Below are 14,996 nucleotides of genomic sequence, written 5' to 3'. Positions count from 1 at the left end.
GGCCTGCTGCAGCCGGCCTATCGAAGTTCGCAACAACGGTTCCTTTTTCTAGCGCCCACAACGCGGCAGCTCTCGCTTCGCACGCCCTATCTTGCGATGCCGTTCGTTCTGGACCGACCGCAACGGCGCCCGTAACGACCTTGGCGGAGGTGGCGGCATAGGTCTTCGATTTCTTCTGCCTGGTCTTATAGCCGTGCCTGTCAACCCATCGATCACCCCGACGACCACGCGCTCCGCTGCCCCTCGATCGCCCGCTCCGGAATGCATTGCGCCTCGCGGATCGTATAAGGCCTGCCCCGCCTGATTCTGGCTGGAACAGGATTTGTCCTATTGCTCAGTCGACATCCCCAACTTTCCCAGGCCGGCCGCGAGCCTGAGGCGCGCCGTTCGCCATTTCGCCACGGCGAGCACACGCTGCTTGCGCGCATCGACAAGCGCCGTCTGCGCATTCAGCAACTCGGTGAAGCTGCCGACGCCTTCCTTGTAACGCCCGCTCGCCACGTCCAGCGAGCGCTGCGCGTCGTCCAGCAGCGCACCGGACGTGGTCAGATTCGTGGTATCGGCTCGCAATTCCTGATAGCTCTTCCACACGTCGAGCGACACCTGCAGCTCGGCATTGCGCAGCTCCGCCTCCTGCCCGTCGGCCTGAGCCTCGGCCCGAGCGACACGATAGCCGGACGCAAAGCCCTCGAACAACGGAATAGTCACCTGGATGCCGATCGAGCTGCCGTGGCTACGCGAAATCGGAAACGATTCGGGTTGCTGTTGGTACGACGGATTGTTTTGCGTCAGACTGCCGGTCAGCGACACCGTCGGCCGGCCCTGTGCGCGGGCGGCGTCGACGTTCGCGCGCGCCGAGTCCAGTCGCGCGCGAGCTTCCAGAAGCTTCGGATTGCGATCCATTGCTTCCGCGATCAGGCGATCGACGTCTTCGACGTCCGCCACCTTCTGAATGGACTTCGTCGCGGCGATCCGAAACGGCGTGTTCGCATTGCGTCCCATCGCGACCGCGAGCGCGCCTGCCGCCACCTGTGCATCACCTTCGGCGCCGACACGATCGAGCACAGCTCGGCGATACAGTGTCTGCGCCTGCAACTGGTCGCTCAGCGTGCCGGCACCGCCGTCGTGTTTCGCCGTGGCCGCCGCAAGGCTGTCGCTCGCGATGCGTTCCGCCTGCTTCGCCGCATCGACGGATGCTCGCGCGCTCTGCACCGCGTAGTACGCTTGTGCGGCATTGAAAAATACCGTCTGCAATGCGTCGCTTTGCGCGTCGTTGGCCGCCGCGAGCAATGCGCGCGCCCGCCGCAGCGCAGCGCCTCGCTTGCCGAAATCGAGCAATACCCAGCTCAGGTTGAGCGTGCCGTACTTGCTGGTCGATTTCTGCGACTGGCTCTGCGAACCGAGACCGAGCGCGCTGTAGTCGTAGGTCGTCGACAGCGTATCGCGCTGGACACCGGCCGTCCCGTTCAGCGTCGGCAGGTACGCCGCTTCGGCGATGCCGACGGCGGCCGCCTGCGCACGCGCGTTCGCCCATGCCTGACGTGCCTGCGGATGCGTGCAAATCGCCTGCAGGATCGCATCGTCGAGCTCGAGTGGACGGTCGTCCGGTATCGGGCTGCACGACGCGTCAACCAGCAGCGGCGTCGCGGGCCCGGCCGATACGTCCTCGCGTGTGCGAAACACGTCGAGCATCTGCGCGTCGGCGACGGCTGCCCACGCAATCGCGGCCAGCAAAAGCAGGCGTTTCATCGGCCGGCCTCCTCCGCGGCGGTCGGGGACGGGTTCGACGCGAGCGGCGCCGTCGGCCGGTCGAGCACGATCCGTCCGCCGTTCAGCATGACGACGCGCCCGGCGGACGCGATCGTCTCCGGTCGGTGCGCGACGATCACGCGCGTCATCTGCAGCGCGCCGATAGCCGCGTTGACCTGCTGTTCGCGGTGCAGGTCGAGATGGCTCGTCGCCTCGTCGAGCACGAGGATCTTTGGCCGTTTGTAGAGCGCACGCGCGAGTAGCACGCGCTGCTTCTGGCCGCCGGACAGCACGGTGCCCATGTCGCCGACCAGCGTGTTGTAGCCCATCGGCATCGCGACTATGTCCGCATGCACGGCCGCGAGCCGAGCGCACTCGACGATCCACTGCGGGTCGGCATCCGGATCGAAGAAGCCGATGTTCTCGGCGATCGATCCCGCGAACAGCACGTCGTCCTGCAGAACGGTACCGACTAGCGCACGCAGCCGCTCGAGCCCGAGCAGGCCGACGTCGACGCCGCCGATCCGCACGCAGCCTGCGGTCGGCTGCAGCACGCCGAGCAACACGTTGACGAGCGTCGTCTTGCCGCAGCCGGACGGCCCGGCGACCGCGACCGATTCGCCGGGTGCGATCGCGAACGAAACGCCGTCGAGCACCGTCGGCTCGTCGTCCGCATAGCGAAAGGCGATCGCGTCGAACTCGATGCTCGCCGCGAGATCGTCCGCTTCGCCCGGCACATGGCGCATGCTCGCATCGGGTTCCGGCTTCGCGAACACGATGTCGGCGAGTCGCTCGCCCTGCAGTTGCAGCATCTTGACCTCGAAGTACTTGTCGATCAGGCTGCCGACGCGGCCATCGAACTGCCCTTTGTATGCGTTGAACGCCATCAGTACGCCAACCGTGAACTGACCTTCCATTACCATCCTGGCGCCGAGCCAGATGATCAGCAGCCCCTCGATGCCGAACAGCAGCCCGTTGAGCTGCTGGTAGAGCAACTGCAGCTTCTGCGCGTGCAGCCCCGCATTGACCTGCTCGACCAGCAGCGACAGCCAGCTCGCACGGCGCTCGTGCTGCCGGCCGAACAGCTTGATCGTCTTCACGCCGCGCACGGTCTCGAGGAAGTGGCTCTGCTGCTTCGCGGCCCGCACGATCTGCTCCTCGGTCGCGCGGCGCAGCGGCCGGTACCAGAGCCAGCGCAGCAGCGCGTACAGGGTCATCGCCGCGAGTGCGACACAGCCGAGCACGCGGCTGTACACGAACATCATCGCGAGCGTGACGATCGTCATCAGGCCGTCGATCACCGCGGTGAGAAACGACGTGGTCAGCGTCTGCTGGATCGTGTCGATCGAGCCGAAGCGCGACACGACATCGCCGAGGTGCCGCCGTTCGAAGTAGCGCACGGGCAGGCTCAGCAGATGCGTAAACACGTTCGCGCGCCACTGCACGTTCAGCATCGTGCCGAAATACATCAGCGCCCACGCACGAATCGCGCTCGTCGCCTGCTGCATCAGCAGCAACAGGCCGAAACCGAGTGCGAGGACGGTGAGGAGATCGCGGTCGGCGCCGACGATCACCTCGTCGATCACCCACTGCAGGAAGAAGGGCTGCACCAGCGCGAACACTTCGAGCGCGAGCGCGAGCACCAGCACCTGGCCGAGCGAGCGAGACAGCCCGGACACGGGGCCAAGCAGCGCGCGCAGCTTGACCGCGGGTGCCGCGTCGCGTGTCTCGAAACCGCTCGTCGGCCACAGCTCCAGCGCGACGCCGGTGAACGCGCGCGACAGCACGTCGAGCGGTACCTTACGGATACCCTGTGCTGGATCGTGAATCACCGCGCCCCTGCCGCTCACCTCCATCAACACGACGAAGTGATTGAAATTCCAGTGCAGGATGCAAGGCATCCGCAACTGGCCGAGCTGGTCGAGGTCGAGCTTGAGTGCGCGCGTGCCGAAATCGAGCCGATGTGCGATCTCGATGACACGGGCGAGGCCGGTGCCTTTGAGCGACACCGGAAAGCGGCCGCGCAGCGTCGCAAGGTCCACGTGATGGCCGTGGTAACCGGCGATCATTGCGAGACAGGCGAGCCCGCATTCGGTCGCTTCGGTCTGCAGGATCATCGGCAGCTTGCCGCCAACGCCGAACGAGAGACGGTCGAGGAAGGACATGATCGATACGTTCAGAATTTTCCGGTGAGGCTGTACAGCGGTTCGAGCACCCATTCGTACAGGCGACGGCGCTCCTGCAGGATGTCGGCCTTCAGCGCCATGCCGGCCTGCAACGGCTGCGGCTTTCCGTAGGCCGTCACGTGCTCGGATGCCAGCGCGGCGGTGATACGGTAGAACGAGCCTTCGCCGGCCGCGGGCGCGCCGCTCGTCGACAGTTCGGCCGTCGACAGCGCTGTGCGCGCGATCGACGTCACGCGTGCGCGATACTGGCCGAACTTCTGGTACGGATAAGCCTGATAGCGCACCAGCACGGCATCGCCGACGTGCACGAAACCGACCGCCGCGCTGGGCACGAAAAGATTCGCCTGCCAGTGCGCCCCGTCCGGCACGATGCTCGCGACCGGATGCGCGGCGTCGATCATCTGCCCCGGCTCGGCGATCACGGCCGTCGCCACGCCGGTCTCCGGTGCGGTAACGACGATTTCGCGCTTCGCCTCGCTCTCGATCAACGCCTGCTCGACGTCGATCACGCTGCGATCGATCTGCGACAGCCGGTTCTGCTGCTTGAGCGGCAGGCCATTGAGCTCGTTTGCGGTCTCATCGAGCGCCTGCGACACATTCGCTCGGTCGCGCTGCAGGCCCAGCAGCTTCGATCGCTGATCGAGCAGATCGGCTTCGCGCTGCTGGAACTGGTCGGTCGAGATGTAGTCCTGCGTGAGCAGGCGTCGATAGCGCGCGACGCCGTCCGCGGCAATGGATGCGCGCGAGCGTTGCTCGGCGAGCTGATCGTCGATGCGCGAAAGTTCGGCACGCAGGCTCGCGAGCTTGGCCCGCAGCGTGTCGCGCTCGTCCTGCTGCAACAGCCGCGTCTTGTCGATCTCCTGCAGCAGCGACGACTTGCGCCGCCGCGCCTGGTCAATCAGCGCGGCCTGGGTCCGGCCTCCGAAGGCACTCTGCAGGTCGGTGGAAACCGTATACAGCACCATCCCGCGCGTCACGTGCTGCCCTTCGAGCACGGCCTTGCGCAGCACGATACCCGGCTGCTGTGCATACACCTTGACGAGACCCGCGTCGGGCACGATCACGCCGTCGACCGTCGTTCGGCGCGTATAACTGCCGAACGCAAACAGCAGCATGACGCCAAGCGCCATGCAGACAGCCGCGGCCGCCAGGAACGTGAACGACACAGGACGCACCAGCACGATTTCGCCGAGCACCGATGTGCGTTGCGCTGCCCGCGCCTCCGGACGGAAAAGATTATCTATCGTCATAAGGCAATCGAGCTTTCCGACTGGGAATCGTTAGCCAACGAGAAGTTGAAATATTTAAACGAGCATTATTTACCTGAAATGCCAGCCCGCCAATGAGTAAAAATTCCCAGACCAATATGCGAAACCGATTTCACAACCGACTCCAAATTCTTTTTATAGATAACCCATTCAATCACTCGCGATACATAAGATCCGTATCTTTTCACAACCCACCCCCAGCCAGACGGCATGGACAGCATGCTTGAAATCATTGAATTCCATGCCGCAAACCAGTTTCATATTGCAGCAACCGCCCATCAAGCGGCTCGGATTTTGAAAGTTTTCGACATACCCACCAATCCAGTCAACTCATTCAGCAATTTATAACTTTAATTCAAAAAAGAAAGATATATAAAATTCTATAACGCCAATCGACAGTAACTTTCCGTATATAGAATCGATTCGTGTCACAACCGGCGATCCGGATTCTTTATATTGCTCAGCGCGATAGCACTCGATTGCGCAACGCGCTGCGACACGCGAGATTGGCCGGCGACCGCGACGGTCCGGGCCGATAACCCTGCCAGAAGGGGCATCTGGTAAGCATGCGACAATAAAGGAATACTAATCATGCAAGAACTCAACATGCAGGAAGTGAATGCCGTATCGGGTGCGGGCCTCGTCGGCGCCGTCCTGGGGCTGGTCAACGGTGCGCAATCGGGCGCGCTGACCACCGCCACGCTGGGCGGCTGGATTGCCGGCGAGTATGGAACCGCCGGCCTCGGCGCCCCGGCAACCTCGCTGACGGCCGCTGTTTTGGGCTATCTGGCAGGCGGAGCCGTGGGTGGGGTTGTCGGCGCAGTCGACGGGTTCTTCGCGCCGGGTGTGTAACTACACGGTGTAAGTCGGTCGGACAGCGTTCGCGCTGTCCGATTTCGTTTCCTGCGAGGCTAGCCCGATTTCCGTCCCGGTCGGCGTCCCCCGATCCGGACCATGCACAAATCCCTCCGCCTTACCCGCTCCCGCCCCGGCGTGTACTACCTGCGCGCCTCACACCCGGCGCTGCCTCGCGCGCGCCCCTTTTCGCAAGCCGCCTCGCCTGCTCGGAAAGGCCTCGCCCATTTACACCCACTACGCCGCCACCGAACTGCGCGGCCCCCGCGCCGCCTGCGCCCCCACCCTCCCCCGCCAATTCTCCCCACCCTCCAGCGCCGGCGTCGACTCGAACACCTCCGCGATCCAGTCGGCGAACACGCGCACCTTCTGCGACAGATGCCGGTTGTGCGGATACACGATCGAGATCGGTTTCGGCTTCGGATTGCAGTCCGGCAGCACCTCGACCAGCGAGCCGTCGAGCAGGTTCTGCAGCACCATGAACAGCGTCGGCTGGATTATCCCGAAGCCTTCGAGCCCGCATGTCACGTAGGCATCCGAATCGTTGACCGTGACGCTGCCGTTCATCCGCACCTCGAATGGCTTGCCGTCGATCATGAACACCCACGGAATCGCCCGCGCGCCGTGGCTCGAACGAAAATTCACTGCATGATGGTCGACGAGATCGGCGATCTCGTTCGGCTCGCCGTGACGGGCGAGGTAATCGGGCGACGCGCACGTCACACGCTTCAGCATCCCGATGCGCCGCGCGACCATCGACGAATCCTCGAGCGGCCCGACCCGGATCATGCAGTCGATGCCTTCCTCGACCGGATCGACGTAGCGATCGGACAGGCCCAGTTCGAGCGTGATGTCCGGATAGCGCTGCCGGAAGATCGACAGCGACGGCAGCACGATGCGGCGCCCGAGCGAACTGGGCATGTGGACGCGCAGCATGCCGCTCGGCTTGCGGTTGCCGGCCTGGAAACTCGCGTCGGCCTCGGCGATCTCCGCGATGATCTTCATGCAATGCTCGTAGTACGCGGCGCCCTCCGGCGTCAGCGACAGCCGGCGCGTCGTCCGGTGCATCAGGCGCACGCCGAGCAGCGCCTCGAGATTCTGGATGATGGTCGTCACCGACGCACGCGGCATCGCAAGCGTGTCGGCCGCCCGCGTGAAGCTGTTCGCGTCGACCACGCGGGTAAAAACTTCCATTGCCTGGATGCGGTCCATGCTGCTTCCCCCTTCGAATCGCCAACGGAACAGAATAGAGCGCGCGGCGGGCGCGGCACAAGCCCCCGCCCATTGTTCTCCGATCCTGAATAGTTTCGACGCTTCGGACTGGAAACCGACCGGTTTCCGTTCAGTTCCGGGCGCCGCCGCGCCGGCCTCGATCATCCGCAGTACGTTACCGCACGAACCGCTCGCGATACGCCTGCGGCGACACGCCGAGCACACGCACGAAACTGCGCCGCAGCGTCTCCTCGGAACCGAAGCCGCAACGCCCGGCAATCCGCTTCACGGGCCACGCCGTTTCGCCGAGCAGGCGTTGCGCGGCTTCGACGCGGATCTGCTCGACCGCGCGCGCAGGCGTGCGGCCGGTCTCCGCGCGATAGTGGCGCACGAAGCTGCGCTCGCTCATGCTCACGCGTTCGGCGAGCGCGGGCACCGACAGGTCGGCCGTCAGGTGCTCGGCCATCCATGCGTGCAGCTCGCCGAACCGATCGGCGGTGCGCTGCATCGACAGCATCGTGCTGAACTGCGCCTGCCCGCCCGGACGCTTCAGGAACACGACGAGTTCGCGCGCGACGTCGAGCGCGGTCGCCCGCCCGAGATCCTCCTCGACCAGCGCGAGCGCGAGATCGATGCCGGCCGTCACGCCGGCCGACGTCCACAGCGCGCCTTCGCGGATGAAGATCGGGTCCGGCTCGACGCGCACGTTCGGGTAGCGCGCCGCGAATTCGTCGCAGCGCGCCCAATGCGTGACCGCGCGCCGCCCGTCGAGCAGGCCGGCCTCGGCGAGCAGGAACGCGCCGGTGCAGACCGAGGCCACGCGCCGCGCGCGTCCGGCCTGCTGCCGCACCCACCGCACCACCCGCGTATCCTTCGACGCCGCATGCACGCCCTTGCCGCCGGCGACGATCAGCGTATCCGGATGGCGCGCGGCCGCGCGCAGCGACTCGGCCATCACGACGAGGCCCGACGACGTCTCGACGGGCCCCGCTTCGACTGCCACCACGCGCGGCGCATACGGCGCCGGCTGCCCGCGCTCCAGCGCGAGCTCGTTGACCGACGCGAACACCTGCAGCGGCCCCGTCACGTCGAGCAGTTGCGCACGGGCAAACGCGAGGATCAGGATCGAACGCGGGGTGGCGGCAGGCATGACGATTGGCTGAAAACGTGGGTGATATGGCAATTTCGCCAAACACTACGCGCCTAGAATCGATCTGTCCATCCCGTGCCGAACGGCACACGTTCCCTTCCCTCCCGGAGCCTTCGCATGACCCTGCATATCGGCCTTCTCGTCTTTCCCGGCGTCCAGCAACTCGACCTCACCGGCCCGCACGACGTGCTCGCGTCGCTGCCGGACGCGGCCGTCCATCTGGTGTGGAAGTCGCGCGACGCGGTCGCGTCGAGCAGCGGCCTCGCGCTCGCGCCGACCTGTACGTTCGACGACTGCCCGCCGCTCGACGTGATCTGCATCCCCGGCGGGATCGGCATCAACGAACTGCTGCTCGATGCCGAAACGATCGCGTTCGTGCAACGGCGCGCGGCCACCGCGCGCTACGTGACGTCGGTCTGCACGGGTTCGCTGCTGCTCGGCGTGGCCGGGCTGCTGCGCGGGCGGCGTGCGACGACGCACTGGCGGTTCCACGCGCTGCTCGAACCGCTGGGTGCGATCCCCGTGCGCGAGCGCGTCGTGCGCGACGGCAACCTGGTCACGGGCGGCGGCGTGACAGCCGGCATCGATTTCGCGCTGACGATCGCCGCGGAGCTGGTCGGCGACGAAGAAGCGCAGGCGATCCAGTTGCAGCTCGAATACGCGCCCGCGCCGCCGTTCGACGCCGGCTCGCCCGACACCGCGCCGGCCGCGGTCGTGGAGCGCGTCACCGAGCGTTCGGCGGCCGGCTTCGCGAAGCGCAAGCAGATCGTCGAGCAGGCGCTGCGCGCCACGTCGCGCTGAATGCGGATGTCGGAAAAATCACCGGAAAGCGGCGCACACACGTGCAGGAGAACACATCGATGAACATCATCCGGAGTGCCGCATTCACGGCGGACCTCGCGTGGGGCGCCCTCGACATCGCGAATCTGAACGGCATCACGGTGCGGCTGCACTGGACCGACCAGCCCTATCGCTGGCATGTGAACGACGGCGAGGAGGTGTTCGCGGTGCTCGATGGCCGCGTCGAGATGCGCTATCGCGACGCAGGCGTCGAGCACGCGACGGTGCTCGAAACGGGCGACGTCTTCCACGCGACGGCCGGCACCGAGCACGTCGCGCATCCGCTCGGCGCCGCGCGCATCCTCGTGATCGAGACCGAAGGCAGCGTGTGACGGCAGGCGCGCGCGCATCGATGCCGCGCGGATGGCGACCGCGTCCGGGTGCGAATCTGCCGTGGCGACAGGGACGCGTCCGGCTCGACATCGCGTTGCATCGAGAATGCCTGATGCTTTAAATAAAAAATCAGCCTATATTTTCGTACAATTACTAAATACAAAACCATCAAAAAGTTTTAATGGCGATCGAATCGAATCGTTGATTCGATCGCCGATTCACGCCGGAACCCTTTATTCTCAGGCTGCTCGCACACCGGATAAACAGGTGATTTCATAATAATCAATCGCCCAAACGAGTCGTTCAAATCACCAAATCGATAGATAGAATTCAATCACCGCTTTCTCTTTATCGATAAAAAAATGGACGAACTCCTGCCGATGCGGTTATTTGTCAAGGTCGCCGAACTGCGCAGTTTTGCGCGCGCGGCCACGGAACTGAACATCTCCAATTCGTCGGCCACCCGGCTCGTCATGGGCATCGAGGACCGGCTCGGCGCACGCCTGCTGAATCGCACGACCCGCAGCCTGTCGTTGACCGACGCAGGCCATCTCTATCTGGCGCAGATACGTCACGTGATCGACGAAATCGACCGGGTCGAGGATACGATCGCATCGATGCATCACGAACCGATCGGATCGCTGAAGATCGCCGCGCCGGTCATGTTCGGCATGCACGTGCTCGCGCCCGCGATCGATGCATTCAAGACGTTGCATCCGGCCATCGTGCCGGAAGTCACGATCGTGGACCGCCACGTCGACCTCGTGTCCGAGGGCTTCGACATCGGGCTGCTGCTGTCCCAGCACATCAGCAACAACACCCTCGTGAAGCGCCCGCTCACGCGCATCAAACGGATCGTCTGCGCCGCGCCGCTCTATGTCGACCGGCATGGCGCGCCGGGCCATCCGCACGATCTCGCGTCGCACGCGTGCCTCGCATTCCATGCCGATTTCGCGGGCGAATACCTGTCGTTCGATCACGACCAGACGCGCATCACCGTGCGTCCGAACAAGTCCGCGTCGTCGAACAACGCCGGCCTGATCCGGAACTGGGCGCTGTCGGGCATGGGCGTCGCCGTGCTGCCCGACTTCCTCGTCGAGCGGGATCTCGACGACGGCCGGCTGCTCGCGCTGCTGCCAGGCTATCTGCTCGAGGCCCTCGAGATGAACGTCGCGTACCCGAGCCGCCGGCACTTTCCGCGCAAGGCCCGGCTTTTCGTCGATCACCTGATCGACCATTTCGTCAGTTGAATGAACGACGAAATCGCGCACCATTTTTTCACGCCGACCCGCCGCCGCCCGCCCGGCCCTCGCGTCGCCGGGGCGGCCCGCCGGCAGGCGTTCGACGGCCGTCGGCCCATCCCCCGGCCGGCATGGGCACGCCTGTTGCGCCGGCGCATCTCGGTAGTCGACCGCCCTTGGCAGCCCGCCGCGGAGGACTACACTAATCCTTAATGGGGTGCGGCCGGATAACCGCGCCCTCAGGGAGACGCCGCCATGAATCGGCCGCTGAATCGTATCCTGCCGCGCGTGACCGGTCCGGCATCGGTCTGGACGTGGGTCAAGTGGTCTTTGCTCGCCGCATTGCTGATCGCGGTGGCGATCGTCGCGCGGCTCGTGCAGACCGAGATCGAAACGTCCCGGCTGCAGGCGCACTACCTGTCCGAGCTCACCCGCGACGTCGGCTACACGGTCGAAGCGGGGCCGAGCGACCACATCCGCTTCCCCGCCGACGGCCCGTACGACCGGCGCTTCGGCTACGCGATGATTCCCGCGTTCCAGCAACGACTGCTTGCACGCGGCTTCGTCGTTAGCGAACAGGCGCGCGATTCGCAGCGGATGCTGTCGCTCGGCCAGCGCGGGCTGTTTCTCCCTTACGAAGAGAAAGACCAGACAGGCCTGATGCTGTTCGATTCGACCGGCTCGCCGCTGTTCGCGACCGTGTTTCCGCAGCGCGTCTATGCCGACTTCGACACGGTGCCGCGCGTGATCGCCGATTCGCTGCTGTTCATCGAGGATCGCTACCTGCTCGATGCGAACGAACCGAACCGCAACCCCGCGATCGACTGGGGGCGCTTCGGCCGCGCGCTCGCCGACCAGGCGCTGCACGTCGTCAACCGCCACCAGGCACGCCCGGGCGGCAGCACGCTCGCGACGCAGATCGAGAAGTTCCGCCATTCGCCCGAGGGCCGCACCGCGACGCCGCCCGAGAAGCTGCGGCAGATCGCGTCCGCGTCGGTGCGCGCCTACCTGAACGGCCCGCAGACGATGCTCGCGCGCCGCACGATCGTCGTGCGCTACCTGAACTCGGTGCCGCTCGCCGCGCGGCCGCACGTGGGCGAAATCACCGGCATCGGCGACGGTCTGGCCGCGTGGTACGGCCGCGACTTCAACGACGTGAACCGCGTGCTGTCCGCGCCGACGACCGGCGACAACGTCGACCAGCAGGGCAAGACGTTCCGCGAGGTGTTGTCGCTGCTGATCGCGCAGCGCGCGCCGTCGTACTTCCTCAACCGCGGCTATCCGGCGCTGCAGAAGCTGACCGACAGCTACCTGCGGCTGCTGTCGAACGGCGGCGTGATCTCGCCCGCGCTGCGCGACGCCGCGCTCGCCGCGCAGATCGAACGCAGCGCACCGCCGGCCGCCGCGCGCGTGCAGTCGTTCGTGTCGCGCAAGGCCGTGACGTCCGCACGCGCGTCGCTGCTGTCCGCGCTCGGCATCAGCGACCTGTACCAGCTCGACCAGCTCGACCTGCAGGCCACCAGCACCCTCGACAACGGCGTGCAGCAGGCGGTCGCGCAGCGGCTCGCGCAGGCGTCGACGCGCGACGGCGCGCAGGCCGCCGGCCTGTACGGTTTCGAGATGCTCGCGCCGAAGGACGACCCGTCGCATCTCACGTACAGCTTCACGCTGTACGAACACCGCAACGGCGCGAACCTGCTGCGCGTGCAGACCGACAGCGTGAACCAGCCGTTCGACGTGAATCGCGGCGGCCGCATCAACCTCGGCTCGACCGCGAAGCTGCGCACGCTGATCACGTACCTGCAGATCGTCTCCGACCTGCATGCGCGCTATGCGAACCTGTCGAACGCGGAGCTGGCGCGCGTGAAGCCCGATCCGATCGACGGGCTGTCGCGCTGGGCGCTCGACTACCTGTCGCATACGCGCGACCGCTCGCTGCAGGCAATGCTCGATGCAGCCGTCGAACGCAAGTATTCGGCGAGCCCGGACGTGTTCTACACGGGCGGCGGTGCGCAAGTGTTCTCCAACTTCGAGAAGTCGGACAACGGCCGCATCATGACGCTGCACGCGGCGTTCGAGCACTCGGTGAACCTCGTGTTCGTGCGACTGATGCGCGACATCGTCCACTACGAAACGCTGCAGGCGGCCGGCCCGTCGTCGTCGTGGCTGGGCGATCCCGCGCAGCGCCAGCATTACCTCCAGCAATTCGTCGACGGCGAAAGCCAGGTCTACGTGAAGCGCTACTACACGCGCTATGCGGGCAAGGCGCCCGACGACGCGCTCGCGCTGATGCTGCGCGACGTACGCAAGTCGCCGCCGAAGATCGCGACGGTGCTGCGCAGCGTCGCGCCGAACGAATCGCTCGCGTGGTTCGATGCGCAGATGCGCGCGCAACTGAAAGGCACGCCGGCCGCGACGCTGTCCGACGACGATCTCGCCGCGCTCTATGCGAAGTACGCGATCGACCGCTTCAACCTCAACGACCGCGGCTATATCGCGAGCGTCCATCCGCTCGCGCTGTGGACGCTCAACTACCTGCGCGCGCACCCGGGCGCAGCGCTTGCCGACGTTCAGCGCGACAGCCGCGATGCGCGCTTCTACACGTATTCGTGGCTGTACAAGACCCGCTACCACGCGACGCAGGACCGGCGCATCCGCCGCATGGTCGAGCTGCGCGCGTATGCGGAAATCACGAAGTCGTGGCGCGCGCTCGGCTACCCGTTCGCGGAAGTGACGCCGTCCTATGCCGCCGCGATCGGCGCATCGGGCGACCAGCCCGACGCGCTCGCGAAATTGATCGGCCTGATCGCGAACGGCGGCCGGAAGGCGCCGACCGAAACGATCACGCGGCTCGATTTCGCGAAAGGCACGCCGTACGAAACCCGCTTCGTCCGCGCGGCCGCGCAGCCGCAGCCGATGCTGGCGCCGGAGATCGTCAACGTCGCGCACACGCTGCTGCGCGACGTCGTGCTCCACGGCACCGCGCGCCGCCTCGCGGGCGGGCTCACGCTGCCGGACGGCAAGACGCTCGACGTGTACGGCAAGACGGGGACGGGCGACCAGCGCTTCAACGTCTATGCGCGCGGCGCGCGGCTGATCGAGTCGCGCAAGGTCAACCGCAGCGGCACCTTCGTGTTCGCGATCGGCGACCGGTTCTTCGGGGTGCTGACGGCGACCGCGCATGAGCCGTATGCGGCGCGCTACGACTTCACGAGCGCGATGGCCGTGCAGTTGCTGAAGTCGATGGCGCCGGCGCTCGCGCCGCTGATCGAACGCCCGGCCGACGCCGGCACGCGCACCGCCGGGCCCGCACCGCAGGCGGAAACGCCTGCGCCGAACGCGGCCGCCGTGCAACCGTCCTGAGCCGATTGCGGCGCATCGGCGCCCGCGCCCGCGCGCCGTTCAGCGCGAGCGGCCGTCGTAGTGCGTGACGGGCAGCGCGTCGAGGTCGACGCCTTCGAGGCAACGCACGTTGATCGCGGCCATCGCGGTGCCGTCCGGGTGGACGCCTTCGCCGAACGCATGAATCCCGCAGCGCTTGCAGAAGCGATGCCGGATCACGTGCTTGTTGAACATGTAGGTCGCCAGATTCTCGTCGGGTGTCAGCAGCTTCATGCGGTCGCGCGGCACGAACCACATCAGCGCACCCTTGCGCTGGCAGATCGAGCAGTTGCACGCCATCACGCCCTGCAGGTCGCCTTCCGCGTCGAACGTCACGTCGCCGCAGTGACAGCTTCCGCGATAAAGCATGGTCGTCTCCCGGTGCGGCCCATGGGCGTCGCCGGCGCCCGGGCGGGACGCCGTTGGCCGGGCCGATACAAACGCGTACAGTAGCGCTCGCATGCGCCGCACGCAATGTCCGGGCGGCGCCCATCCTTCACTGACCCAGGAGACCGTCATGCTCGAACTGCGCCCCGGCTGCGAATGCTGCGACAAGGACTTGCCGCCCGATTCGGCGGAAGCGCGCATCTGCACATTCGAGTGCACGTTTTGCGCGACCTGCGCGGACGACGTGCTGAAGGGCCGCTGCCCGAACTGCGGCGGCGACCTGGTCGCGCGCCCGCGGCGACCGGCGAGCCTGCTCGCGAAGTACCCGCCGTCGACGGAACGCATCCACAAGCCGGGCGGCTGCGCGAACGCCTGACGGCGCGGCACCGGCCGC

Annotated in this window: 12 protein-coding genes; 6 read left to right on the top strand and 6 right to left on the bottom strand. The window is 66.1% G+C overall.

The features are described 5' to 3' along the window. Window positions 1-327: 327 nt before the first annotated feature. Genes WS89_RS24540 through WS89_RS24530 form a run of 3 tightly spaced genes read right to left on the bottom strand, consistent with a single transcriptional unit; the run spans window position 328 to window position 5,185 of the window. On the bottom strand, window positions 328-1,749 hold the full coding sequence (locus WS89_RS24540; protein ID WP_059794049.1) for a TolC family protein: 1,422 nt from the start codon (window positions 1,747-1,749) through the stop codon (window positions 328-330). After that, the gene (locus tag WS89_RS24535) at window positions 1,746-3,914 is read right to left on the bottom strand and encodes a peptidase domain-containing ABC transporter (RefSeq protein WP_059794047.1); all 2,169 of its coding nucleotides are present in this window, start codon (window positions 3,912-3,914) and stop codon (window positions 1,746-1,748) included. Before WS89_RS24535 ends, WS89_RS24540 begins: the two co-directional genes overlap by 4 nt. Before the next feature lie 11 nt (window positions 3,915-3,925). Continuing rightward, complete coding sequence (locus WS89_RS24530) at window positions 3,926-5,185, bottom strand: HlyD family secretion protein (RefSeq protein ID WP_059794045.1); 1,260 nt, start codon at window positions 5,183-5,185, stop codon at window positions 3,926-3,928. A 609-nt stretch (window positions 5,186-5,794) separates the two neighbouring features. On the opposite strand from WS89_RS24530, the gene WS89_RS24525 reads away from it, so the two are divergent. Continuing rightward, window positions 5,795-6,055 (top strand): hypothetical protein, encoded by a 261-nt coding sequence (locus WS89_RS24525; protein WP_059794042.1) that lies wholly within the window; start codon window positions 5,795-5,797, stop codon window positions 6,053-6,055. Between the two features lie 240 nt (window positions 6,056-6,295). Here WS89_RS24525 and WS89_RS24520 read toward each other — a convergent pair whose 3' ends face one another. Both WS89_RS24520 and WS89_RS24515 read right to left on the bottom strand, forming a co-directional pair. Continuing rightward, a complete protein-coding gene (locus tag WS89_RS24520; protein WP_059794039.1) occupies window positions 6,296-7,270 on the bottom strand; it encodes a LysR family transcriptional regulator in 975 nt (324 codons plus the stop codon). 175 nt (window positions 7,271-7,445) lie between these two features. Next, complete coding sequence (locus tag WS89_RS24515) at window positions 7,446-8,420, bottom strand: GlxA family transcriptional regulator (RefSeq protein ID WP_059504539.1); 975 nt, start codon at window positions 8,418-8,420, stop codon at window positions 7,446-7,448. 117 nt (window positions 8,421-8,537) lie between these two features. Here WS89_RS24515 and WS89_RS24510 point away from each other — a divergent pair, with 117 nt between their 5' ends. The 4 genes from WS89_RS24510 to WS89_RS24495 all read left to right on the top strand — a co-directional run bounded on the left by WS89_RS24510 (window position 8,538) and on the right by WS89_RS24495 (window position 14,197). After that, window positions 8,538-9,221 (top strand): DJ-1/PfpI family protein, encoded by a 684-nt coding sequence (locus WS89_RS24510; RefSeq protein ID WP_059794037.1) that lies wholly within the window; start codon window positions 8,538-8,540, stop codon window positions 9,219-9,221. Between the two features lie 59 nt (window positions 9,222-9,280). Beyond that, the gene (locus tag WS89_RS24505; protein WP_059794102.1) at window positions 9,281-9,592 is read left to right on the top strand and encodes a cupin domain-containing protein; all 312 of its coding nucleotides are present in this window, start codon (window positions 9,281-9,283) and stop codon (window positions 9,590-9,592) included. Window positions 9,593-9,955: 363 nt separating this feature from the next. Beyond that, a complete protein-coding gene (locus WS89_RS24500; protein ID WP_059794035.1) occupies window positions 9,956-10,843 on the top strand; it encodes a LysR family transcriptional regulator in 888 nt (295 codons plus the stop codon). Between the two features lie 246 nt (window positions 10,844-11,089). Next, window positions 11,090-14,197, top strand: a complete 3,108-nt coding sequence (locus tag WS89_RS24495; RefSeq protein WP_059794033.1) for a transglycosylase domain-containing protein — start codon at window positions 11,090-11,092, stop codon at window positions 14,195-14,197. 39 nt (window positions 14,198-14,236) lie between these two features. Here the strand turns inward: WS89_RS24495 and WS89_RS24490 are convergent, their stop codons facing one another. Further along, window positions 14,237-14,584 (bottom strand): GFA family protein, encoded by a 348-nt coding sequence (locus WS89_RS24490; protein ID WP_059794031.1) that lies wholly within the window; start codon window positions 14,582-14,584, stop codon window positions 14,237-14,239. Window positions 14,585-14,732: 148 nt separating this feature from the next. Here WS89_RS24490 and WS89_RS24485 point away from each other — a divergent pair, with 148 nt between their 5' ends. Beyond that, complete coding sequence (locus tag WS89_RS24485) at window positions 14,733-14,978, top strand: DUF1272 domain-containing protein (protein ID WP_006483256.1); 246 nt, start codon at window positions 14,733-14,735, stop codon at window positions 14,976-14,978. Window positions 14,979-14,996: the final 18 nt, after the last annotated feature.

It is taken from the genome of Burkholderia sp. MSMB1072 (assembly GCF_001524725.1).
In the GTDB taxonomy this organism is placed as follows: domain Bacteria; phylum Pseudomonadota; class Gammaproteobacteria; order Burkholderiales; family Burkholderiaceae; genus Burkholderia.
The sequence above is the reverse complement of the archived record's forward strand: the minus strand, read 5'-3'. Positions and strand labels throughout refer to the sequence as shown.